At 71.9% G+C, this 911-nt stretch carries 2 pseudogenes; both read left to right on the top strand.

The window, feature by feature from the left end:
- Positions 1-530: pseudogene (locus tag AC27IO_RS24835) on the top strand (peptidase M48); the annotation flags it as partial.
- Between the two features lie 52 nt (positions 531-582).
- Positions 583-911 (top strand): annotated as a pseudogene (locus AC27IO_RS24830) (SAM-dependent methyltransferase); the annotation flags it as partial.

Genomic DNA, 911 nt, shown 5'->3' with positions numbered 1-911 from the left:
CGGCCTCCGACCGGGAGGCCCGCCTGGCCGTTCTGGCGCGGCTGTGGGATGCGGCGCCGGCCCGGCGCTGGTGGGCGGCCAATGCCGCCGTCGCCGAACTGGAGACGACGCGGCCGGGCCTGGAATACGACGCCGAGGGCCTCAAGCACTGGCGCGAGCGGCTGCGCCAGGCGGGCGAGGCCGAGGAGCGGGCGTGGGAGGAGCTGTCCACCCCGCCGTACTTCAGCCGGGTGGCGCGGCACGATCTCTCGCCGTTCGAACTGAGCGAGGTGCAGTCCGAACTGGCCCGTTGCCGCCCGGTGGCGAAATGCTGGATCGTGTGCAAGGCCCTGCGGGAGTTTCCGCAGCGGCGGGCCTACCTCGTCTTCGTGCTCCTGCCGGCCATGGACGATGAGGACCGCTACCGGCTGTGCCGCTGGCTGGAGCGAAACCTCAGCCTGCCCGGGCCCGCGCTCGTGCTGTGGGCGGGGGAGTCGTCCACGCTGCAGGAGATCGAGCGCTCGGCCTTCGCGCCGGTGCTGTCGAGATAGCACCGGCGAGGGCCCCGGCGGGCCGGGGTGGCGCCAGTGGGACAATCGGGCGATGCACCCCAAAGCCCTTCTGGACGCCTGCGCTGAACTCGTCAGGCTGACCTTGACCCTCGAACACCCCGCCGACGCGGTGGTGTCCCGTTTTTTCCGTGACAACCGCTCCCTCGGCCCGCGCGAGCGCGCCACCCTTGCCGAGACTGCCTACACGGTGCTGCGCAAGAAGCTGCTGTTCGAGCAGCTCGCCCGTTCGGGCAGCGGCCCCAAGGAGCGGCGCCTGGCCATCCTCGGCTTCGCGCACAGCCAGGACGAGCAGGCCCGCCGCGCAGGCAATGCCTCCGGTGCGCGCGACTTCCTGCGCGGCGCGCTGAACGATCAGGAAAA

It is taken from the genome of Acidovorax sp. KNOB132, from assembly GCF_057541515.1.
Note: the sequence above shows the minus strand (reverse complement) of the source record. Positions and strands in the feature narration are given on the sequence as shown.